General features: G+C 47.3%; 15 protein-coding genes. 10 read left to right on the forward strand and 5 right to left on the reverse strand.

The window, feature by feature from the left end; translation table 11 throughout:
- Positions 1 to 84: 84 nt before the first annotated feature.
- A complete protein-coding gene (locus B9Y77_RS05410; protein WP_085490755.1) occupies positions 85 to 4,050 on the reverse strand; it encodes an EAL domain-containing protein in 3,966 nt (1,321 codons plus the stop codon).
- Between the two features lie 276 nt (positions 4,051 to 4,326).
- Positions 4,327 to 5,064 (reverse strand): SDR family NAD(P)-dependent oxidoreductase, encoded by a 738-nt coding sequence (locus tag B9Y77_RS05415; RefSeq protein WP_085490756.1) that lies wholly within the window; start codon positions 5,062 to 5,064, stop codon positions 4,327 to 4,329.
- A gap of 306 nt (positions 5,065 to 5,370) precedes the next feature.
- Here B9Y77_RS05415 and B9Y77_RS05420 point away from each other — a divergent pair, with 306 nt between their 5' ends.
- The 5 genes from B9Y77_RS05420 to argC all read left to right on the forward strand — a co-directional run bounded on the left by B9Y77_RS05420 (position 5,371) and on the right by argC (position 9,142).
- Positions 5,371 to 5,736 (forward strand): helix-turn-helix domain-containing protein, encoded by a 366-nt coding sequence (locus B9Y77_RS05420; RefSeq protein WP_085490757.1) that lies wholly within the window; start codon positions 5,371 to 5,373, stop codon positions 5,734 to 5,736.
- Between the two features lie 40 nt (positions 5,737 to 5,776).
- On the forward strand, positions 5,777 to 6,850 hold the full coding sequence (rlmN, locus tag B9Y77_RS05425; RefSeq protein ID WP_012820178.1) for a dual-specificity RNA methyltransferase RlmN: 1,074 nt from the start codon (positions 5,777 to 5,779) through the stop codon (positions 6,848 to 6,850).
- Positions 6,844 to 7,464 carry a methyltransferase gene (locus B9Y77_RS05430; RefSeq protein WP_073423141.1) on the forward strand — a complete coding sequence of 207 codons (621 nt, stop codon included), beginning with the start codon at positions 6,844 to 6,846 and terminating at the stop codon, positions 7,462 to 7,464. Before rlmN ends, B9Y77_RS05430 begins: the two co-directional genes overlap by 7 nt.
- Positions 7,465 to 7,652: 188 nt before the next feature.
- Complete coding sequence (locus tag B9Y77_RS05435; RefSeq protein WP_085490758.1) at positions 7,653 to 8,150, forward strand: YchJ family protein; 498 nt, start codon at positions 7,653 to 7,655, stop codon at positions 8,148 to 8,150.
- 26 nt (positions 8,151 to 8,176) lie between these two features.
- Complete coding sequence (gene argC, locus B9Y77_RS05440; RefSeq protein ID WP_085490759.1) at positions 8,177 to 9,142, forward strand: N-acetyl-gamma-glutamyl-phosphate reductase; 966 nt, start codon at positions 8,177 to 8,179, stop codon at positions 9,140 to 9,142.
- A gap of 147 nt (positions 9,143 to 9,289) precedes the next feature.
- Here argC and B9Y77_RS05445 read toward each other — a convergent pair whose 3' ends face one another.
- The gene (locus B9Y77_RS05445; RefSeq protein WP_085490760.1) at positions 9,290 to 11,365 is read right to left on the reverse strand and encodes a transketolase family protein; all 2,076 of its coding nucleotides are present in this window, start codon (positions 11,363 to 11,365) and stop codon (positions 9,290 to 9,292) included.
- A 194-nt stretch (positions 11,366 to 11,559) separates the two neighbouring features.
- Here B9Y77_RS05445 and B9Y77_RS05450 point away from each other — a divergent pair, with 194 nt between their 5' ends.
- The 3 genes from B9Y77_RS05450 to gmk all read left to right on the forward strand — a co-directional run bounded on the left by B9Y77_RS05450 (position 11,560) and on the right by gmk (position 15,863).
- Positions 11,560 to 14,121, forward strand: coding sequence for an NPCBM/NEW2 domain-containing protein (locus B9Y77_RS05450; protein WP_085490761.1), 2,562 nt, complete (start codon positions 11,560 to 11,562; stop codon positions 14,119 to 14,121).
- 165 nt (positions 14,122 to 14,286) lie between these two features.
- The gene (locus tag B9Y77_RS05455; RefSeq protein WP_085490762.1) at positions 14,287 to 15,198 is read left to right on the forward strand and encodes a glycosyltransferase family 2 protein; all 912 of its coding nucleotides are present in this window, start codon (positions 14,287 to 14,289) and stop codon (positions 15,196 to 15,198) included.
- Positions 15,199 to 15,302: 104 nt separating this feature from the next.
- Entirely contained in the window at positions 15,303 to 15,863 is a 561-nt protein-coding gene (gene gmk / locus B9Y77_RS05460; protein ID WP_012820245.1) for a guanylate kinase, read from the forward strand.
- A 93-nt stretch (positions 15,864 to 15,956) separates the two neighbouring features.
- Here gmk and B9Y77_RS05465 read toward each other — a convergent pair whose 3' ends face one another.
- Positions 15,957 to 16,967 (reverse strand): hypothetical protein, encoded by a 1,011-nt coding sequence (locus B9Y77_RS05465; protein ID WP_085490763.1) that lies wholly within the window; start codon positions 16,965 to 16,967, stop codon positions 15,957 to 15,959.
- A gap of 121 nt (positions 16,968 to 17,088) precedes the next feature.
- On the reverse strand, positions 17,089 to 19,875 hold the full coding sequence (locus tag B9Y77_RS05470; protein WP_085490764.1) for a TIGR02171 family lipoprotein: 2,787 nt from the start codon (positions 19,873 to 19,875) through the stop codon (positions 17,089 to 17,091).
- Positions 19,876 to 19,997: 122 nt separating this feature from the next.
- On the opposite strand from B9Y77_RS05470, the gene B9Y77_RS05475 reads away from it, so the two are divergent.
- Positions 19,998 to 21,263 (forward strand): hypothetical protein, encoded by a 1,266-nt coding sequence (locus tag B9Y77_RS05475; protein WP_085490765.1) that lies wholly within the window; start codon positions 19,998 to 20,000, stop codon positions 21,261 to 21,263.
- A 25-nt stretch (positions 21,264 to 21,288) separates the two neighbouring features.
- Entirely contained in the window at positions 21,289 to 22,206 is a 918-nt protein-coding gene (locus tag B9Y77_RS05480) for a hypothetical protein (protein ID WP_073423150.1), read from the forward strand.
- Positions 22,207 to 22,210 lie beyond the last annotated feature (4 nt).

Here is a 22,210-nt window from a genome sequence, read left to right on the forward strand (position 1 = left end):
AAAGTAGAATGTCAAAAGGTGACAATATACGGAAAATTTCCCGTCCATAGGACGGGAAATTGACTTTTGCATGGAGGAAAAGCTTTATATCAATTCATTTTTGGCATGCGTAACATCCGAAACGGTAATGATGTACTTGTTAGAACCATTATACAGCGCTTTTGCGCGAACGAACTTCACATGTCCATCTTCAAGCGTCAGAGTTCTGCCATAAGTTTCACCAGAAGCACTATTTCGATTAGCCCGTTCCATAAACGCTTCCACAGAGCAAAGCGGCATCTGGAACAACTTGCAGAGATTCTCTATCGAATCAGAAATAGACCTTTGGACATACATAGGCTTACCTTCAAGGCAAGAAAGACTCAGTAGCCTATCCGTATTGCCATCGAGGTAGATGATCTGGTCATACAGATTCAAAACGACCGCATCCGTCAATTCCTTGTAGGCTTCGACATCCGTATTATTTTCATTCTGGAGTTTCAAAATCACGTCACCCGTATCCGGGTCTGCCATCATGTCAAAAGTCGATTTGATGGAGAACCAACCATTCTTAAAATTGTAATTCAAGTTCAGCGAAGGGACCGCTCGCTTATTCGCATAGGCAAGAATCAACTTTTCACGGGTATAGGCAGTCGTTTTTTGAATATTGACGCTATCCTTTGACATCAATTTCACCAAATAGTCAAAGTGGGCGTCATAAGTGTACTTACCCGTAAGTTCTTTCGGAATATACGAAATACCGTCCATCCTGATTACCGGCGAATTCCTCGTGAGATTCCAGAACAAGTATCCCTTGTATCCCGGCTCATACGACTTGGTATGAGTAGCCTCGCCCGACGCCATAAATATCTTGAACGCATTCTTGCGACCAAAGTAATTTTTCAAAGCCATATCGTCTTCAGAGACAAACACCGACAAAATGCGTCCATACGGTGTATCCCTAAAATAACGACCCACATGGTAAATACGTTTGACAAATCCCTTCTTGGTCCTGACTCTGTATGTCGTTTGTGAAGGCAGAGCACTCCTACTCCGGAACAGAGTTTCAAGAGTTTCACCAACGGCAGCATAATCTTCTGGAAGAACAGCCCCCTCAAACTTATTACCCGCCAAGCTGCGGAAATCGTCAACGTTATCGCAATCGAAGATTTCTAGCGCACGGCCATTCACATACAGGATATCCCCACTGACAGCTTCCAAAAGGATAACTCCACCCGGGACGTATTCCATATAGTTCAGCGCAAGCTGGTGGAGCAGTTCCGTATTCTTGATGGCATCGTCAATTTTCGACTTGACCTGATCCTTATTCTTAATCGGCGTAAGGATTGACTGATAAGCCCCCAAGCGGACACTTTCCTTTGCCAATTCTTCGTTATCGGTCATCACGATAAACGGCATCTGGAATTCATGCTTGTCGCCATGGAATTTCTGAATAATCTTGAAGCCATCGATTTTCGGAAGAGCGGCATCCACCAGCGCTAACGAAATACGGTTACCATACTCCAGCAAGAAATTGAGCACCTGTTCGCCATCCTCGGCAAGCAGCAAGTTGTAATTCGATCTCAAGACACTTTCAAGGAAAGCGCGGTTCTGCGGATTCGTATCGGCAAGCAAGATTGTCTTTGCATCTGTCGGGAGCGACGTAATCTTACTACTCGATGAAGAGATATCAAAGGCGCTCACATGCGTATTGCGCAACGACATGTCGTAAATATGGGTACCTTCGATATCGGCAATCAGGTATCCACTCAAGAAGACATACGAACCACGAGCGGCATACGTTATTTCACGCGGACCCGTATAAGCCGCCTTTTCAGCTTCGTGCAGCGTGTAGTATGCAGGATCCTTTGGGTCATTGATAGCCTTTTCAACATCTTCAATATGGGCAAAGCCAAGGCTCGATATCTGCTCTTCGAGCTGCTTGTTCACAAACAAGAACTTAAACAAGCCATCCTTATAAGAGAGAATTCCCTTAGGAGAATCCACAAGGTAGTCTAAGCTTCCCAATTTGGAATAAACCACACGTGCATTATGGTCTTCGACAGCCATACCAATGGATTCCATGTGTTTCATGGTATCCTTTAACGGCTGAGGTTTTCCGTAATAGTACCCCTGGACCTTTTCGCAACCGATGCCCTTCAAGAAATCCATCTGTTCCTTGGTCTCGACACCTTCGGCAAGAGTCTTTAGCCCAAGATTTTTCGCCATGCGAACCGTGGAACTGATAATCGTGCGAGAGGCATCGTTAAAGTTCGAAAGGAACGCCATGTCGATTTTTAGCTCATCGAACTTGTAATCCTTAAGCGTATTGAGCGAAGAGTATCCACTGCCAAAGTCGTCCATCCAGACTTCGTAACCGACCAAACGGAATCTCTGGATTTCGCTTTGGACATAGGAATCCGAAGCCATGATGCTTTCTGTAATTTCGACTCGGATGTATTCTCGGTCAATGCTGTATTTTTTAAGAGCTCGTTCCACGACATCAAAGATATCGCAGCCGATAAAGTCCAGACGCGAAAGGTTAAAGGACACAGGGACAATCGGTTTGCCAGCATCCAGTTCCGCTCGCATTTCCTTACAGACAATGTTAATGACGTGGCTATCAAGCTTATGGATCTGGCGAGATTCTTCGAGAGCGCCAATAAAGACCGCCGGATTCAAAAAACCATATTGCGGATCCACCCAACGGGCCAGCGCTTCCATACCGCAGAAAGTTTCCGTAATCGTACGGACCACCGGCTGGTAGTAAACCTTGATGTAACCATTATTTATAGCCTCGTCAATGTGGTTTACCACGTAGTTCTGCAGCACAAGCGTCTTGCGCAAATCTTCATCGTAATAACGGAAAAAGTTATCACTAGACTGTTTCTGAACCTTGCATGCAATCTTAGCCTTTTCGCAGGCATCGACCATCGTTTCAAAATCATCAATCTTACAGACCCCGATGTTCACATCCATCGAAATCTTGGAAACGACACTCTTGACATATTTGCGGATTTCACAAAGTTTTTTCTCGATGTTTTTCATGTCAGCAACGACCGTAAAATGGTCATTCGCCATGCGACAAATCAAGTTATTCGGGAATATTTTTTTTAGCGTTGCCGCAAAATTGAGCAAAAATTCATCGCCCTTGCCGTAGCCATTGGCGTTATTGTAGAGTTTCATCCCGACAATGTCAAAGAATATGACCGAAGGCGTTCCGCCAGCAATCCTGATATCAGTAACATAACTTTCGCCACGCATGCGGCAATATTCCATATTCGGAAGTCCCGTCAATGTATCAAAATAACGGTCCGTCCTTTCGCTTATTCTATGGAAAATCGCATCCTTGCCATGCCACTTGATTAAGGAAGCTTTCAAAATCAAGTCACCGCCGGTACGGGAATTCGGAACAAGGACTTCTCCTTTTTCAAGAACCTCGTCAAGTGTGATAAGCTGGACTTCATTGGGGTCAAAGAAATACTCTTCAAACGTAATGCCGGAATCAAAAGCTTTTACAGGCGTCCAAACTTTATCAACAGACGCACTGAGCATATAGATTTCATGAGTTTTGGCATCGACAATGACAAAAGGCTCTACGCTGTCATTGTTCAAGAACTCCATCAAGCCATTATCGAATTCATTGCGAAAATCTCTACATGTTTCACAAGCGGAAGTCACATCGTCATAAATAACGATTGCACATTCTGAGCCATCATCCAAAACACGATGGTAACCTTGAGCATGCAACGTACGGTATTCGTCCTTGCCATACAATTTTTGACGGTAAACAACCTCGTAACGACCATCCTTGGATTTTGCAAATTCTTTAGCCTTAGTCGCTACAAAAACAATGTCTTCACGATGGACATCCCTGTACATGTCCGTATCGAGGAACTTCAACAAATCTTCACGTGTACAACCAGGAGCCTGCCAACGAACAAGTCCATCAGAAACAAGAATAGTCTGAATATGACCATCTACAAATCGGTAGACAGCAAGCGGAACTTCGGAATGCTCTAATTCATTCCGTATCCCCTCAGGAATCTTTTTTTCACCAGCATCAGACATAACCACACGCCTCCGCAACGAAGGATTTTACATCCCATAACGGTCCAAAACCACTCCCCTCCCAAAATCCCCCCTAAAAGCTAAAAATAACCTTTATTTATTAAAATAGCATAAATTTTTAAAAATCGCAAGTTTTACAAAATATTTTTGTATCAAAATTAAAGCATTATTGTGACCGGCAGCACATGTTGTAAATCAAGAAAATCTAGCATTAGAAAAATCCCGCATTCCATGCGGGATCAAACATTCGCCATTCAGGCAAAAAACTAATAACGATTAAGCGAAGACGTTGCGACCAGCGTCTACAGCATCAGCTACGCTTTTGCCCACGTAATCCTGAGCGCTAAACCAGCGACCGCTCTTCTTGTCATCGAGGAGCACGCTCACGAGAGCCCCAGGAACAACAGTTTCCGGAGCGTTCGGGGCATTCGGACCACCGAGATCCGTACGGAGCCAACCCGGATCCATAACATTCATCATCACGTCGGTACCGTTCAGCTTGCAAGCAAAATCCTTCACGAACTTCGTGAGAGCAGCCTTAGCACAGGCGTAAGCGGCAAGTTCCGGTTCATTGGCAATACCGCTCGTCGTGAGCTGCATGCGACCAAAACCGCGCTTGATCATGCCCGGCAAAAAGTGATACACAATTTTCATCGGCGCAAAGAAGTTCACCGCCATCGCCTGGCGGAAGTCATCCATCGTGTTCGTCGTATAATCGGAAAAATAGTGGCTCATGAGACCGGCATTATTAAATACGAGGTCCACCTGTACGCCAAAGGAATCGATTTCGGCAAGGGCAGCATCAATTTCAGCTTCGTTTTCGAGATTACAGCCCACAGCCTTCACTTGTACACCATACGGAGCAAGTTCTGCAATGACCTTTTCGGCATGGCTCTTGTCGCGCCCCTGCAAAATGAGGTTTGCACCGAGTTTAGCCATTTCGATAGCGATGAGACGACCGACACCACGGCATCCACCTGTTACCAAGCACCATTTTCCTTTTACATCAATCATTCCGTATCCCTTTGCGCAACGCGCGATAAATATGTCCCTACGGAAAAATAATCAAACCTTTTTGAATAAAAACAAACGAATGAAACGTTTCTGTATACAAACGTAAAAGATACCCAAATTTTTCACTCGTTTTTCGATACGAAAATTCCCGTTTTTTAGCCAAAACAAGTGTTTTCCGAGGAAAAAAACTCATCGTCATTTTATGACATATGTTTTTAAGAAAATCAAAAGATTTCAAAGTTTTACGTCTTTTGCAAACTATCGCATGCACAAAAATTTTGTGTTTTTTCGTAAAATTATAGCCCGATGAATTACGAGACACTCCTATTCCATGAAGCCATACGGCTTCTTATAATTTCGGTTCGACAAAAACAGCAGCACACGCAACAATCGCTGTCCATCGAATCAGGAATTTCTAGACAGTTCATATCGCAATTGGAATGCGGGAAGCGAATTCCATCGATAGATACACTCTGCCAACTCGCAATTGCGCTGAAGACAAGCATCAGTTGTCTTTCAGTCGAACTTGACCGAATCTACCAGCAACTTTTTTGGCAAAGGCATGCACAGCGAAACGAAACATCCACGGATTGTTCAGCAGAAAATGCCGCCGAAAACAGGAATTTTGGGCTAGAATACATACGCAAGACAGGAGGGTTAGACAGGCTTTAGCCCTTAACAAGAAGCTTAAAATTTTCTATCTTTACAGGATATGGAATGGCAGCGCAATATAAAAACTTTGACAACCGACGAGCTCAAAGCTTGGCTTCGGGATGTTGACGAAAAGCCCTACCGCGCCGACCAAATTCAAAAATGGCTATTCTGCCAGCAGGTGCGTAGCTACGATGAGATGGTAAACATCTCCCCTGCCCTCCGCGAAAAAATGGCAAAACAGTTCACGCTTTGCGGTCTCAAGGAAGACCAGCGTTCTGTTTCTGTCGATGGAACGGTCAAGTGGCTTTTTGAGACCGAAGACGGTCACCATATCGAAACCGTGATGATCCCGGCAAACGGTCGCTATTCCGTTTGCGTTTCGACCCAGGTCGGCTGCGCCATGAACTGCGCATTCTGCCGCACCGCCAAGATGGGATTCACGCGTAACCTCGAAGCAGGCGAAATTCTCGAAGAAATCATCAACGTCAACTGGTACTTGAAGGACAACGGCTTCATGAACGAAGAAGGCGGAGTCGCCCAGGTGACGAATATCATTTTCATGGGCATGGGCGAACCGCTCAACAACCTCGAGAACGTCCACCGCGTCTGCTGCACGCTGCACAACCAGAAACTTTTCAACATGGGCGCAAAGCGCATGACCGTGAGCACTTCGGGTGTCGTCCCGAAGATCAAGGAGCTCGTGGACAGGAACACGCCCTGCTGCCTCGCGGTAAGCCTCAACAGCACGAACAACGAATACCGTTCGTCCGTGATGCCGGTAAACAAGACTTGGCCTATCGAAAAACTTTTGGAAGCGGTTGACGAATACATCCGTCGCACCGATAATTATGTGACGTTCGAGTTCGTGCTCATCCAGAACATCACCTGCACGCCCAAGGCTGCAAAAGAGCTCATCCGCATCTGCGCCCCGCGCCGCGTGAAGGTAAATGCCATCGTGCTAAACGACGGCGATGACCCGACGCTCCACGCCCCCACCCCCGAAGAGGTGGAAGATTTCCTCGCCGCCGTGCGAGCAGCTGAAATTCAAATAACGATCCGCAATCCGCGCGGTAGGGATATCCTTGCTGCGTGTGGACAATTAGCGTACAAAAAGGAAGGTAAAGAATGTTAACGCAAAACCTCCCGGAATTCTGGGATAATCTTTATGCCGAAGGCAAGGACTACTGGAATTTCAAGAAGGCGACTCCAGCCCTGATTGAATTTTTTAAGCACCCATCCTGCCCTGCAGAGGGCTCCGTGCTGATTCCAGGTGCCGGGTTCGGCTACGATGCCGAAGCATGGGCTTTGCGTGGACACGAAGTTTTGGCAGTCGACTTTGCTCCGACCGCTGTTGATGAACTGGACCACTTGAGCCGCAAGCACAAGAACTTGCGCTCCCTCGACCTCGACTTGTTCACCCTTTCTCCGAAGGATGCCAAGCGCGGCGGTCAGCAGTTCGACATCATTTATGACTACGGCACGTTCTCGGCTATCCATCCGGGTCGCCGCGACGAATTCTTCGAAGTCTGCTACAAGATGATGAAGGACGATGGCGTGTTCATCTGCCTCATGTACCCGCTCATGAACGGCAAGACCATGCAGGGCCCTCCGCACTGCATGAGTGAAGGCGAACTCATGGCTCGTCTGGACGGTGTGTTCGACATTGTTGAACGCATCAAGCCCACGAACAGCATTCCGGGCCGCGAAGGCAAGGAAGAGTTCTGGCTCATGAAGAAGTGCCTGTAAAGCCTTTGGTCATTAGTCAATGGTCTTTAGTTATTAGAATTTGAGTCCGTTGTAATTTTAGCTGTCATGCCCGCCTCCGAGCGGGCATCTCTTTTTCTAGACTTTGTGCTTGTAAAAAAAGCGCGATAGACTCCACAGGCGCACCATTTTTTTGTATTTTTAGCCCAGTTTTTTATAAGGATTTTACTATGGCTAACGATTTATGCCCGTGCGGTTCTGGCAAAGCATATTGCGACTGCTGCGAACCGATTATTAAGAAGACAACTCTCGCCCCGTCCCCGGAAGCTTTGATGCGCTCCCGTTACACCGCTTACGCCAAGCACGAAATTGCATGGCTTAAGGAATCCCTCGAAGCCACCCAGCGTGACGACTTTGACGAACCGAGCGTAGAAGCTTGGAGCCGTGAATCTGAATGGCTCGGCATCGAAATCAAGCAGACCAAGACCGAAGAAGAAAAGAACATTGGCTGGGTCGAATTTGTCGCTCGCTTCAAGCAGGGCAACATCACCCGCAACCACCACGAACTTGGCGAATTCCACAAGGTCGGCGGTGCATGGTACTTCTATGATGGTCGTGCCGTGAAGCAGGAAACTGTCCGCCACGAAGGTCCGGTTGTCGGTCGTAACGACCCGTGCCCGTGCGGTTCCGGCAAGAAGTACAAGAAGTGCTGCGGCGCTAACAAGTAATTAAACTCTAACCCCGATACCTAAAAATGTTCAAGATATTCGTAGATGGCGAAGCAGGGACCACTGGCCTGCAAATTTTCGAGAGACTTGCCAAGCGTAACGACCTGGAAATTCTCAAGATCAATCCAGAACTCCGCAAGGACGTGAACGAACGCCAGAAGATGATCAATGAATCAGATGTGACGTTCCTTTGCCTCCCGGACGCAGCGTCCATGGAAAGTGCCGCCCTCTGCACGAATCCGAACACGCGCATCATCGACGCCTCCACGGCTCATCGCGTGAACCCGGCTTGGACATACGGTATGCCGGAACTTTCTGCTGAACAGCGCGAAGCGATTTCCAAGAGCAAGCGCATTGCAAACCCCGGTTGCCACGCCTCGGGATTTATCCTCGGCGTCCATCCGCTCGTTGCCTCGGGAATCCTCCCGAAGAGCGCAAACCTTGCCGCTTACAGCATCACCGGTTACTCCGGCGGCGGCAAGAAGCTCATCGCCGAATATGAAGCCGAAGAAGCCCTCAGCCACAAGGCTGGCGAATCGAAGGCTATCATGGCTCCCGCCCCGTACGCGCTTGCGCTCGCCCACAAGCACCTCCCCGAAATGAAGAAGTACTGCGGACTCGAAAACGTCCCGTTCTTCAACCCGGTGCTTGGCCCCTACTACAAGGGTATGGCCGTGACGGTCGCCATCTTCCCGAACATGCTCACGAAGAAGGTCGGTCCGCAGGACTTGACCGAAATCCTCGCCAAGCATTACGAAGGTTCGAAGTTCGTGAAGGTTTTGCCGTACGAAGCCGCTCCGGTACTCTTCAACGGTCGCTTGGACCCCACGGTCTGTAACGACACGAACAACGCTCGCATCCAAGTTTTCGGCAACGAAAACATCATGCAGGTCACGACGATCATCGACAACCTCGGCAAGGGTGCTAGCGGCGCAGCTATTCAAAACATGAATATCGCGCTCGGTCTCGACGAAACGATCGGTTTGGTCTAGTCCACAGAATTATTCTAAAACGAACACCGGCTCACTAGCCGGTGTTTTCTTTTTATACAAAAACAGACCATTAGACTTTGAAACGTTACAAACAAAAAAAACGGCACCGTCAGGTACCGTTTTCAAATTTTCGTTTGTACTCGCTAATTAAGCGTTAGCTTTCTTGAAGTCTTCGACGTTCTTGGCGTATTCAGCGAGGTATTCCTTAGCAGCTGCAGCAACAGCTTCCGGAACGTAACCGAATTCCTTTTCGAGGACGCCTGCCGGAGCAGAAGCACCGAAGCGTTCGAGACCGGAGACCTTACCGAAACCACCCACGACCTGGGCGAACAGGAGCGGAAGACCGCTAGACTTTGCAAACACAGGAGTCCACGGAGTGATGATACTGTCGCGGTAGGATTTCGGCTGCTTGAGGAAGAGAGCCGGGCTAATCATGGAAACTACGCGCACGGACTTGCCTTCGTCGCGGAGGAGTTCAGCAGCCTGGTGTTCGAGGAGAACGTCACTGCCGTTTGCAACCAAAGTAAGATCCGGCTTCTTGCCTGCGGCAGTGTTGTCGCTGACAATGTAAGCGCCCTTTCGGCAAGCCTTGGCAGCTTCGTAGCGGTTTTCACCCGGAAGCGTGTTCACGACCTGGCGAGTGAGGATGAGAGCCGTCGGGCTGTCGTTGTTTTCAAAAGCCATTTCCCATGCAGCGAGAGTTTCGTATGCGTCTGCCGGGCGGAGCACGAGCATTTCGGCCTTGCCGCTAGCCTTCGTGAGGCTTTCGAGCAAACGAATCTGCGTTTCGTGTTCGATCGGCTGGTGCGTCGGGCCGTCTTCACCCACGCGGAAGCTGTCGTGCGTGAACACGTACTTGACCGGGAGGCCCATGAGAGCGGCCATACGGATTGCCGGCTTCATGAAGTCACTGAAGACAAAGAACGTTGCGCAAATCGGATAGAGACCGCCGTGGAGAGCGATACCGTTTGCAATGGCACCCATCGTGAGTTCAGCAACGCCGACCTGGACAAATGCACCCTTGAAGTCGTTAGCGCGGAAGATGCCCGTCTTGTCGAGGAATGCCTGCGTGTTGTCGGAGTTCGAAAGGTCTGCAGAGCTGCAGATGATGTTGTGATAATTTTCGGCGAGGTAGCCAAGAACTGTACCGCTCGTGACGCGAGTGGCAACACCTTCCTTGATGTTGAGCTTGGAGAGGTCGATTTTGAGACCCTTGCCCGAGAGCCATTCGTTGAGGGTAGCGGACTTTTCGGCGTTAGCCTTGTCCCAAGCAGCCTTAGCCTTCTTCCATTCGGCGACCTGCTTGCGGAGTTCGTTTGCGCGAGCTTCGAAGCCAGCCTTCACATCGTCAAAGACCTGGAACGGATCATCCGGATTGCCACCGAGATTCTTGACCGTAGCAGAAGTAGAAGCACCTGCGGCATTGAGCGGCTGACCGTGCGTAGAGACAGCGCCTTCGTAGCTCTTGCCATCTTCGGCGATTGCTCCCTTAGCCATCGTGGTGTGACCGTAGACGAGCACCGGCTTTTCGGTTTCAGCCCAAGCGGCCTTGAATGCCTTGCGAAGTTCTGCAATGTTGGAACCGTCGCATTCGATAACGCGGAAGCCCCAGGATTCGTACTGCTTCACGAAGTCGTGGTCCATCACGTCTTCAGTCTTGCAGCTAAGCTGGACCTGGTTTGCGTCGTAGAAGAAAATGAGGTTCGAAAGCTTGAGGTGACCTGCAATGCGGCCCACGCCGTATGCAATTTCTTCTTCGAGACCGCCGTCAGAAACGAGGCAGACGGTCTTGTGTTCGAGGATAGAGCCAAAGCGTTCGACCATGAAGCGTTCAGCGATAGCGCCACCGAGAGCAATGCCGTGGCCGATACCGAGCGGGCCCGAGGAGTTTTCAATACCGAGGGCGACATCGACTTCCGGATGGCCCGGAGTGCGGCTGCCAAGCTGGCGGAAGTTCTTCACGTCTTCGAGCGTGAGGCGGTTCGTGAGGACGAGTTCGGAGTAGAGGAGCGGACTCATGTGACCCGGGTCCATGAAGAAGCGGTCGCGAGCCATCCAGTTGGCATCGTCCGGATCGTAACGCAAGAATTCAGCAAACAAAAGCGTGATGGCGTCTGCGGCGCCCATGGCTCCACCCGGATGTCCGGACTTGGCCTTCTGCACCATTGCGGCAGAAAGGATACGGACGTTGTCAGCTGCTTTTGTAACTAATGAATCTTGCACGGTCTAACCCCTTTAGAGTTTTGTTTTTACGCGGCAAATTTAGTTTTTTCTTGCGAAACTCTCAAGGTATATTGTCAAATGAAAAGCCCAAAGCAATAAAAAGTTATATTTTCGCAACAACTTAAAATAATCCCTAAACGCCCCAAAAGAAGCGATTCTTGGAGCGCTTTTACGTGTTATCGAGAAGGAACCAAATGAATATTAAAGACGCTATCTTGAGACTATTCAAGAACTTAGCTCACCCCACAGGCATCTTAGGCACCCTCATTGCCATAGCCATTCCCTTTCTTATTTACCTCGCCCCCAACATCAAGCACAGGGAAACCATCCGCCAACTGGATATAAACCTCCCACTCCCACTTTTTGGGATCCAGTTCATTCTTGGAATCGTTATTTTCTGTTTTTTGAGTAAAGATTTTAGAGAATGGCTCAAGGGAATCCTCCCCGCAAAGTCCGTGAGCATCATGACTCTCGTATTCGCCGTCGCGGTTTCGATTTTTGCAGGCACCCAAATTGAAGCCCGGCACCGCGTCCAAAGTGACGAAAGCGTATTCATGTCGGTCGCTCAGAACATGTACTACAACCACGAATCCTACACCTGCAACCAGGGCGAATTCGACAACGGCACACTAAAATGCAAATCTACGTCCAACAGCTTTAAGACCAAAGGACTTTCGTTCCTTTATTACCTCGGCATGCCATTGTTCGGCAGCGATCTGCGCTGGATATTCACAGCCGAATTCGTGATGCTCCCGCTTTCGTTCCTACTCATGTTCCTTGCGATTGTCGCCTGGACAAGGCAACCCCTCCTTGCGTTTTTCGCCTCGCTCCTCATGGCTCTCCAACCGACAGTGCTGTTCCAGTTCCGCGCCATGTCCGTTGAACCGCTCTATATTTTCCTCTCCGCACTTGCATTGCTCGTCTTTAAATGGGCTTACGACAGGAACACCGTTTGGCACTGGACTCTCCTCGCCCTCATCCTAGCCTTCTTCGCCCAGACCCGCCAAGAAACCATCTTCTGCATCTTTGCATTCGTCCTCTTTGCACTTCCGAAGCTTCTCGACAAGAAAGACGAAAAAGCGCCTGTCTTCTTCGTGACCCTTTCGCTTTTCTCCGTACCCGCCCTCCTCACAATTAGCTACTTCCAGGGATTCGGTTTCCAGGGTGGTGAATTTGAAGCCCACGGTCACTTCTTCGAAGACCTCGCCAAGAACTGGGAAGTCATGACGAAACCGCTCAAGAGCAATGGAGAACTCGAAAATCCGTTCCTCAGCTACTTTAATTATTTGTTCGCCATCGGTAGCATTTACCTCCTCTTCCGCGCCATCAACGATGCCAGAAAGAACAATTTCACATACCTCAAGATTCTCGCCTTTTTACTCCTCTACCACCTGCAAACATATGTGATTCTCGAAAACGTCTCTGGCGATTTCAGCATCGAAATCAACCAGCGCTATAGCCTCGTGATGTTACCGTCCATGGCATTTGTCGCAGCGCTCCCAGTCACGCACATGGTTCAGTATTTTACCACCCCGACAGGCTGCAAAAATCGGAACGGCAAAAATGCAATTATCGGGATGGTGATTGTGGCACTCGCCTTTACAGGTTGGACATTCCACTACAAGCAAGACTTTAAAAACAATATCATGTACAACCGCAACCACTTGACCATCGAAGAACATGAAATTCTCGGATGGCTCAAAGACTTACCGAAGGCAGACCGATTCTTTATTTACGGCCGTCCTTGGCACTTTGTGGGTTACGGCATGTCTTCCATCCACTACGACAACGCTCGCAAAATGTCGAACAGCGAAATGAAGGACTTGATTGACAAGTACAAGGGAGAAGTCTATTACATCCGCGGACTGGACTGCTGGGACAGCCACACTTACCACAAGAAAGCCGTGGAACACCGCATCGCCACGACCTGCGATGTGTTTGAACGCGAGATGGATTTGACGGGCGTCAAGAACATCTTGATTACGAACAACTACTGGGTCCAAATAGCAAAGTTCAACGGTCGCAAGAACTACAATCCAGGGAAAATTATCGCCACGAACGAATTGGAAGTCACTCCTGCCGATTCCGCTGCAGCACAGTCTGCATCACTCAAAATTCATTACGAGCTTAAAGAACAAAGTAAAGCCGCCGCGAATTGGAATATAACGCTATTGGTAAATGACAAAATTATCGAGCAAGCCATTTACAAATTCGGTTCGTACGATAAGGAAATCGATGTAGCCAAATTACAGCCGGGCTATAACCAGGTGCGTTTTTTGGTACAGGACTTGGTTACCAAAAGCAAGCTCGCCGATGTTTCCAAATTCTACTTTGAAAAAGCTAACGGTGCAATCGCCCTCACGAACTACCCCATTGAAAGCCACAAACAGGAATGGGGCAAATTGCATAAGAACGAAAGCATAGAAGGAAACAAGCTCAACGTCAATGGACAAAGCTTTATTAATGGTCTTGGCACACATGCCTCTTCAACAACCGTTTTTGATATCGGACAAAAGTTCGCGAAACTCAACTTCGCGACAGGTCTTGATGATGAATCGCTTTGCAGCGAGGGCGCTGCTGTAGAAGTTTTCGGAGACGGCAAGTCGATTGCAAAAACACCTTTCTTTAGAAACGGCGAATTGCACAAAGTCGAGGCGAATGTCGCTGGTGTCCAAAAGCTCACCATCATGACCTTCCCAAAAGAGGGCATCAACTGCAGCCACGTAGACATCATCAACCCCGTACTTATACCTTAGTCATTAGTCAATAGTCACAAGTCATTAGTTTTACGTATGGCGGCAAAGCCGCGATTATTTAGCTAATGACTAATGACCAACTTACTAGAAGAATTTATATAAAAAATTCCTAGTAACTAATAACTACTAACTAGTAACTATTTTTTAAATTGCTATAATTGCACTATGCTTTTATCCGTAATTATACCTGTTTTTAATGAAGAAGAGATCGTTGCCGAAACCTACCGCGTCTTGGAGGAAGAGCTCAAGGATATCGAACACGAACTCATTTTCGTAAACGACGGTTCCAAGGACCGCACCCGAGAAATCGTGGAAGGCCTCCTCCCCGGGAACCCGAACAACAAAATCATCAACTTTAGCCGTAACTTCGGTCACCAGGCAGCATTCAGCGCAGGTCTCGACCACGCCCAGGGCGCAGCCGTCGTCATTATCGACGGCGACTTGCAAGACCCGCCAAGCCTTATCCACGAAATGCTCGAAAAGTGGCGTGAAGGCTATCAGGTCGTTTATGCCCAGCGCAACAAGCGCAAAGGCGAAACACTCTTCAAGCGTTTCACGGCATTCTGCTTCTACCGTTTGATTGGCAAGCTCACGAGCATTGATATTCCGCCTGACACCGGCGACTTCAGACTCATGGACCGCTGCGTGGTAGACCAGCTCAAGAACCTTCCGGAACGCAGCCGCTTCTTGCGCGGGCTCGTATGCTGGGTCGGCTTCAAGAAGATTGGCGTCAAGTATGACCGCGCCGAACGCACCGCAGGCACTTCGAAGTATCCGCTCAAGAAGATGTTGCGCCTCGCGTTTGACGGCATCACAGGCTTCAGCTCGGCTCCGCTCAAGATCAGCTTCTACATGGGCTTCATTGCAACAATCGTTGGCTTTGCGCTCCTCGTCTGGTCGATTCTCGAAAAGTTCCTCTCCCCTGCGACAACGGTTCCGGGCTGGGCATCGCTCATGACCGCCATCGTGTTCTTCGCAGGCGTGCAGCTTTTGACCATCGGCATTCTCGGCGAATACATCGGCCGAATCTACGACGAAGTCAAGCAGCGCCCGCTGTACATCGAAGACAAGAAATAGACGAGCGAGTTGTTAGTCTTTGGTTATTAGCTATATTTGGCGCATATAGAGCCTAGTTAAAGCTAATGGCTATTGACTAACAACTATTGACCATTGACTAAAAAATGAAAAACAAGCTTTTCGTTATGAGTGCCGCTAGTGGCGCAGGCAAGACCACCCTCAAGGATCTTGTCATCAAGGATTTCCCGGACATCAAGTATTCCATTTCGGCTACAACGCGCAAGCCGCGTGAAGGCGAAATCGACGGAGTCCACTACTTCTTCAAGACCAAGGAAGAATTCGAGCAGATGATCAAGGACGACGCTTTGGTCGAATACAATCTGGTTCACGGGAACTACTACGGAACGCCCAAGAGCTTTGTCGAGAAGACTCTCGCCGAAGGAAACCGCGTGCTGTTTGACCTTGACGTTTTCGGTAAGGTCAACTTCGACAAGGTTTACCCTGACGCAACAGGCATTTTCATTTTGCCGCCAAGCGACGAAGAACTCGAACGCCGCCTCCGTGGTCGTGGCACCGACAGCGAAGAAGTCATCCAGCTCCGCCTTGCAAACGCGAAGAAAGAAATCGAATTTGCAAAGACTAAGGGCAAGTACGAATACACCATCGTGAACGATGATCTTCAGAAAGCCGCTGACGAACTCCGCGCTATTTTGAGCCAGAAGTAAACTGCCCCAAAAGCCGCGAGATTCGCACTCGCTACAACCTTTGAAATTCCCGCCCCATCGTTTACCGAGAGGCGGGAATTTTTGTGTGAGGTGTTATGTGTGAATTCTTACGACAATGGAATTTTCAAAGAAGCTCGGATCCGCCCCCAAGCGCCACAGCTTAGAGCCGTATGCAAACAAGCCTGGACGAGCCTTGCGCAAAATCGCCGCCCCCGTCGCACGCAGATACCCCGCCTTGCTCTTTGACGTCACCCCCTTGAGCCTAGCCACCAAATCATCAATACTCACGCTAATGGCATTATGATCATGCGGGTTATACGGTTCAGCCTGCACCTTGGTCGCAAGCGATGCGAAAAATTCCTGACATTTCAAGCCAACTGCAGCAGCATCTTCAAAAAATCGGAACGCCGTCGCTCTTTTAACAACCGATTCGAACTTTTCGATGCCAGCAATCCAGGGATGGTTCGTTGCACCCACAAGCCCAATCGTAAAGTCAAACGATTCCGTTTCGCGGAAATAGCGGATGAACATTTCCTCCGGCGTTTCCTTTTCAGGATTCGGCTTGAGAACTCCTTTTGCAGCCTCTAGGAGAATCGCCGCAACATTCGTTTCGCCCGTAGAAATCGGAGCATTAGCCTTGTAAATCTGCGCAAAGTCAGAATCGCCGCGGAAACCGCCATAGACATACGCAAATAGAGCCTCAGCCGCAACAGGTTTTATGAGATGCACCACCAGCGGCAAAAAGTTCGCAAACACAGCAGCACGGCGACGCAAAAGTTCCGCAACAAGCAGTCCATCATGTTCATCAACAGCCAGCAGCAGCGCGCCCACATGCAGCAAGAACGAATATTGCCCGACATCTAAATTTTTGACATCGTTTGGCAAATAAACATTGATCGACGCTTGCAAAACCTTTGGCAAGTACATGTACCAAGAAGGCGTGAAATAAGCACTCCCGTCAACGCACTGCATCTGCGAAAGTTCCTCATCTGTCGCAGACGCGCCATTGACAAGATCAAGAATCCCGGTTGCGCTCCGCGAGAAACCGTAAAACATTATATCCCGATCTGTCTCTATCTTGATATAAAATATTTCATTTGCCATTGCAGGCCTCCTTTCTGAAGGTTACAAGACAAATATACGTTTAAAGAATGTCATATAATGACATTCTAAACTTTTACAAAAATTCTTCAATATTTTTAATAAGTAATCTTTGCGATTCTTTTTAAAACTTAATATCTAGCGTGTGAACCAAAGAATCTAAACGATGAGTCAGCTGTTGGGTACCATAATCCGAAATATGACTATTGTCATACCCCATGATGTCCGTGTAATCATGGTTTCCCATTTTATTTTCATCAACTAATATAAAATTCGAATAAACTTTACTCAAATCTGATATTTCCTGGATAAGAGCAGGCGCTTCACTTCGACGAAGTCCCGTATAACCATAAGCCCCCGTATCCTTGTATCTTGGATTCTGTGGAAACAAAACGCCTATAACAAAAATATCATTCTCTTTGCAAATTTGTAAAAGGCGTTCTAACAGTCCAAAATTCATTCTGTAAATATCTGATTTTTCATCCATCCAACAAGAATCTTCTCTAACCCAAACTGACGTTGTCGCCCAGGATGAACCAAATAAGGAATAGTAACCCAGATCCTCTCGCATCTTATGCTCCAATACAGAATCACCACCAGCGCTTTCATACGTAGCCTGATAAAGTCCTTCGGGGTACCCGTCTTTCCAGAAATTGTGGTTTTCGTCATAAACGTAACCAGGATAAGATTTATAAGTCTTGTAGAAGATATTTTCGGAGTCTTGCCCCGTAAGGTACCCACGATCAATGTCGATGGAGGTGATGACGAGCTTAATATTTTTCATATGGGGCAATATGTAATTTTCAAAAAGGGACATATTCCCATAGATAGTGGCTGCGGGAACCGCCATATTGACGACCTTCATTTTTTCATCAAAGAGTCTTGGATTAACACCGTGATAAGCTCGAGAAGATCCAAGAATGACGGTTTTGGCAGAATCCTTATAATGCCATAAAAGTTCCATTTTGTAGCGGAAAATTGCAGCACGTGGGCAAGCACCAGAATTGTTATAATACACTCCAGCACTATCTAAATTGAGTACAAAAGTTTCTTCTGTTGAAGAAACTTTGCGTTTTACCCATAAAGTCGGATGCCAAAGTTCTTCGCCTTCAGCCAATTCAACGATACTTTCGTTAGCAAGGTTCGCAAGGACAATTTTTGTATGCGCGCCGTTTACATTGGCAAGTGTCGCTACAATGTTAGAAGTTTTACCATCACTCACCCATTCGCTGTGATCAAACGTGTAACCAGATGTCGCCTTAATACTCTTTATTAATTTACCCGTACTATCAGCGATAAGTAAACGTTGGTGTGTGGAATAATTTTCGTTAGCAAACGTTCTACCAGTATTTCCGCCAAAATCCAGAAACGCAACGCGTTTGCTGCCATCTTGCGCTAGAGAAACATTACATGCCTGCTCACCATTATACCAAACCGTATCACGAGCTTTATCTAAGACTGTAGAACCGGATTTAGCCATGCGTGCGCGCAACAGGCGAGCCCCACTCACAGCAAGCGAATAGTCTTCGCTAATACCACCGTGGTATGCACCATCAAAAAGTTTTTCAGGAACGCCGAATTTGCCGTTTGCAAACTTGACCTGCCAAGTAGAGGTTCTTTTAAAAGACGCATCGTCCTTGTTATCGCCCGCATCTGTAACATAAACAATGACAGTATCTCCGTTTTCGAGGATTCGCCACCGAGGAATAGCGGCACTTGCGACATCCAGTTTTACAAGGTTCGTTCCTTTTTCATTCAAATCACGCACGTAAAGACGAGAATCACCACCGAGCCCTTCAAACTTGGTACAAAACGCCACCTTTTTCCCATCAGGCGAAATATCAGGATGGTAAACTTCCATAGAATCGCTAATTTCCGTTACGGTCAAAACAACGTCTTTATAGTTTATGTAAGCCAGATTTCCACTAATGTCATTGCGGAAAGCAAGTATCATATCATTGGTTCCAGTGAAACGTTTTAATGTCGATGCACTTACAATCGGGGAAACAATTCTTGATTGCACATTTCCACTAACGCTTAGCCACGTCGGCGCAGGAATCGAGCCCAAAGCAAGTCTGAAACCGATATGTTTAGCCCTAGAGGAAGAAACTACCGTATAGTCATCTCCACGCGAAACGACATTCATGTTTGATGCACGATCCGAATAATAGCCACCTTTCAAGATGCGTTCACCGATATTGCCATCGCCAGCACTTCCCACAAAATTCACAATAGTAGTGTCACGTAATTTTCCAGCCCAGTCATTGACCCATTCCTTTACATTGCCTGCTAAATCGCAGAAACCAAGCGTGTCTTTTTCTACAGTACAAACTTGGTGCACTTTAAAATCGGCGTTATCGGCATTCCAACTGTTACGCGATGGGTTCCACCCACGAGAAGCGACATAGACCCATTCCGATTCTGTAGGCAAGCGGTAGGCATTTACTTCTGGATGGAAAGCAAAGCCATCTAAATTTGTACAATGACCATCGCTGTCAAAAATAGCCTTGCTATATGTATAAGCCGTATCGTAGTTTTCCAATTTGCTCTTTGCATTCGCAAACAAAACGGCATCGTAATAAGTCACATTGGATAAAGGATATCTACCATCTTCGCATTTACCAAAATCATAGAGATTTCCATTTTTTGCTGCATTCTGGTAATCATCGCAAGTTACCTCATGAACATCCATATAAAAATCATAATCCAACAACACGTTCATTGCAGGACGTTCATTCACTCTATAACTAGAATCATTGCTACCTAAAGTAAGCGATCCTCCATGAACAAGAATCATCCCATCCACTTTTTTTGAGGAATCACTAGAAGCAATATCTACAAAACTAGGGGAACTATCACTACAAGCCGCCAAATAACAAAAAAGCAAAAGAGCCAAACATACCTTTTTCATAAACCCCTCTTGATAACTCTAGACACTCTTAATATACCATATTTTAGCACAACGGAAAGAAAACCGGATGTTGAAGTTAAAAAAAATCGCTATAATTTTTATGACATTCAAAAAATAGACAAATGAAGAAATACGAGCTTGATACAGTAGGACAAATCTATGGGGCTATCCACTCCAAAACGTGGAGTCCCATATTCAGATTGCAGGCAACGCTACACGACGTTGTCTCCCCTGACTTGCTACAGCAAGCGGCAGATGAACTCAGAATCCGATTTCCCTACATATTTGTCGCCCTAAAGAAAGGTACCTGTTCCTACTACTTAGAAGAGAACGACGAGCCCTTAAAAATTACGCCCGATAACGAAGGCGTCCTCACCTATTACGGAAAGGAAGAGGCTTCGCACCATTGTTTTCGCATTCTCTACGGTGAAAAACATATCGCCCTCGAGGTTCTACACTCGCTAACGGATGGTCATGGAGCAAGCGTTATCTTGCTCACGCTTTTGCACCGCTATTTGGAACTGAAACATGGTTTACCAGGCATCCCAGCAAATTTTCAGCACAACCTAGTCTATTCATTTAACGGCAAGCCACTAAAAGAAGAAACGGAAAACGCCTTTGCAAAGAATGCAGGCAAGAATCCCGTCGATTTAAAAGAACCCAAATCATACGAATTGCATGGCACCCGCCTAGCTAGCGGTCAAAAATTATTCACGATTGGTATCATCGATACGGACGCGCTCATTGCCAAAGCACATAGCTATGGAACTACGGTCACAACGCTCCTTTCTGCAGTTATGGCTGAAGTGATCAACGGCATGCAAAACAAGGAGCAGAAAAAGCAACCCATTGCCATCGGCATTCCGGTCAATGTCAGAGAAATTCTTGCAAGCAAAACCATGCGCAATTATTCAGTGCAAAAGAGCATTACTCTTCTTCCCGAGCAATCGAACCTCAGCCTACAGCAAAAGTGTAATCTGATGGGCAAACAGCTTAAAGATTTTTTGCAAGACAAGGATTTTGTGCGGAATATGACCGCCGCCTACGTAGCGCCATTGGAGAATCCGCTGGTAAAATATATGCCGTGCATTATTAAGGACAGGATTATCAGCTACCTCTACTCAAGAGAAGCAGACGCTGTTATAAGCATTGTTATTTCAAACCTTGGCGATACAAATCTTCCAGACGAAATGCGTCCCTTCATAGATCGTCTATACTTTATTTTAGGAACGGAAAAAACGATTCCCAACACCTGCAGTATCATCAGCGTGAACGGCAAAGCGTTCATTAATTTTTCACGAAACATCCAAGAAACTGCTATTGAAAACGAATTCTTCCGCCGGCTACAGGAACTTGGGTTGAATGTCGAAGTAGAGCATTTGAAATAACAACACCCCACACCATAGCGTGAAAATGAAAATCTACTACCACCTCCCCGGGCTATTTGAATTTTACGAGCTGTACAAAGCGTTCTTGCCACTTTGGCGTGAGCACCGGGAATATTTTTACGACTGGTGCGAAATCGGCTCCATTTACGGAGCACCGAACGATTGCATTTGGGGCGGTGGGCGCGTAGGCCTCGGGGAAGCAGAACCACGGAAAGTTGCTGAACTCATGAAAGAATATGAGATTTCGGCGAGGCTCACTTTCAGCAATTCATTGATTCGCGAAGAACACTTCGCCGATGCCCGATGCAACAAGTTGTGCAAAATGTTCGAAAACGGCGCAGTTTCCAGCGCTGGCGAGATGCGCGCAGTTCAAAATGGAATCATCGTTCATTCCGACCTGTTGCTAAATTACATCAAAGCAAAGTATCCCGACTTTTATTTCGTATCCTCGACCACAAAAGTCATCACCGATTTTGAGCAATTCAAAGCAGAGCTAGACCGCGAAGAATTCCGCTATGTCGTTCCTGATTTCAGGCTCAACAAGCAATTCGAGAAACTGAATACGCTCACAGATGCGCAAAAGCAAAAGGTCGAATTTCTTTGCAATGAATGTTGTTGGTTCGGTTGCTATGACCGCAAAAAATGCTATGAGAACGTGAGCCAGAAAAGTCTCGGTGAAAACAGCGAAGACCACATCTGCGTCTCGCCCACAGCCCAAAGGGGCTACCGTTTCTCCGATGCAATGAAGAATCCCGGCTTTATTGGAATCGAGGACATTCAAAACATCTACGCCCCCGCAGGATTCCAACACTTTAAAATCGAGGGTCGCAGTCTCGGTAGCGCCCTCATTTTGGAATTTCTACTTTATTACATGACAAAGCCCGAGCACCAACTCAAAATCCGCGAAGAAATTTATCTGGATAGCACGTTGGATTTATTCTAAACGG

The organism is Fibrobacter sp. UWB13, from assembly GCF_900177805.1.
GTDB lineage: Bacteria > Fibrobacterota > Fibrobacteria > Fibrobacterales > Fibrobacteraceae > Fibrobacter.

Coding starts and splice junctions, on each gene's coding strand:
- B9Y77_RS05470 (WP_085490764.1), bottom strand. CDS start 19,875: ATGAAAAAGGTATGTTTGGCTCTTTTGCTTTTTTGTTATTTGGCGGCT.
- argC (WP_085490759.1), top strand. CDS start 8,177: ATGTTCAAGATATTCGTAGATGGCGAAGCAGGGACCACTGGCCTGCAA.
- B9Y77_RS05415 (WP_085490756.1), bottom strand. CDS start 5,064: ATGATTGATGTAAAAGGAAAATGGTGCTTGGTAACAGGTGGATGCCGT.
- B9Y77_RS05420 (WP_085490757.1), top strand. CDS start 5,371: ATGAATTACGAGACACTCCTATTCCATGAAGCCATACGGCTTCTTATA.
- B9Y77_RS05410 (WP_085490755.1), bottom strand. CDS start 4,050: ATGTCTGATGCTGGTGAAAAAAAGATTCCTGAGGGGATACGGAATGAA.
- B9Y77_RS05480 (WP_073423150.1), top strand. CDS start 21,289: ATGAAAATCTACTACCACCTCCCCGGGCTATTTGAATTTTACGAGCTG.
- B9Y77_RS05450 (WP_085490761.1), top strand. CDS start 11,560: ATGAATATTAAAGACGCTATCTTGAGACTATTCAAGAACTTAGCTCAC.
- B9Y77_RS05435 (WP_085490758.1), top strand. CDS start 7,653: ATGGCTAACGATTTATGCCCGTGCGGTTCTGGCAAAGCATATTGCGAC.
- B9Y77_RS05430 (WP_073423141.1), top strand. CDS start 6,844: ATGTTAACGCAAAACCTCCCGGAATTCTGGGATAATCTTTATGCCGAA.
- B9Y77_RS05455 (WP_085490762.1), top strand. CDS start 14,287: ATGCTTTTATCCGTAATTATACCTGTTTTTAATGAAGAAGAGATCGTT.
- rlmN (WP_012820178.1), top strand. CDS start 5,777: ATGGAATGGCAGCGCAATATAAAAACTTTGACAACCGACGAGCTCAAA.
- gmk (WP_012820245.1), top strand. CDS start 15,303: ATGAAAAACAAGCTTTTCGTTATGAGTGCCGCTAGTGGCGCAGGCAAG.
- B9Y77_RS05475 (WP_085490765.1), top strand. CDS start 19,998: ATGAAGAAATACGAGCTTGATACAGTAGGACAAATCTATGGGGCTATC.
- B9Y77_RS05465 (WP_085490763.1), bottom strand. CDS start 16,967: ATGGCAAATGAAATATTTTATATCAAGATAGAGACAGATCGGGATATA.